The following is a 489-nucleotide window of genomic DNA, read 5'->3' as shown; positions in this document are numbered from 1 at the left end:
CGTAGTAGCCGGCAGCGTAGCCGCCATCAAAGATGTGGGAGAAAGCGGTGCTGACACTGGTGCCTGAGATATGGGGCAGTAGGGTTACCTCTTTGTACGCCTCTTGCTCAAGTTCCTCAAGATCTTGTGGAAGAGAGGCTGGGTTGTGGGCGTGCCATAGCATATCGAGGTAACCGAAACCAAGCTGACGGATGCAAGCGTAGCCCTCTAGGAAAAGGGTATTGCGATGGATCGCCTCTATCAACTCCTCGGTAATCGGTTCGCCTGTGAGGTAATGCTTAGCAAAAGAGCGGAGGAAGTCGGGCTGGCGCGCCCAATTCTCATTGAAGTGCGAAGGGAGCTCCACAAAGTCGTGCACCACATTGGTTCCGCTAAGAGAGGCATAAGGCACTTGCGTGAGTAGCCCGTGGAGACCGTGTCCAAACTCGTGGAAAAGGGTGGTCACTTCATCGTGCGTTAGGAGTGAAGGCTGGCTCTCTGTGGCGGGGG

Annotated in this window: 1 protein-coding gene (only partly in view); it reads right to left on the bottom strand. The window is 55.2% G+C overall.

Going from position 1 to position 489, the window contains the following annotated elements:
* On the bottom strand, positions 1 to 445 hold the 5' portion of the coding sequence (locus tag QVO39_RS06360) for a M3 family metallopeptidase (protein ID WP_021903482.1). Its footprint begins 53 nt before the window's first position; only the first 445 of its 498 coding nucleotides appear in the window; its start codon is at positions 443 to 445; its stop codon lies off the left edge, out of view.
* Positions 446 to 489: the final 44 nt, after the last annotated feature.

This window comes from Porphyromonas sp. CAG:1061 (assembly GCF_000435035.1).
GTDB classification, from domain to species: domain Bacteria; phylum Bacteroidota; class Bacteroidia; order Bacteroidales; family Porphyromonadaceae; genus Porphyromonas_A; species Porphyromonas_A somerae.
This window is presented reverse-complemented; position numbering and strand designations above follow the sequence as displayed.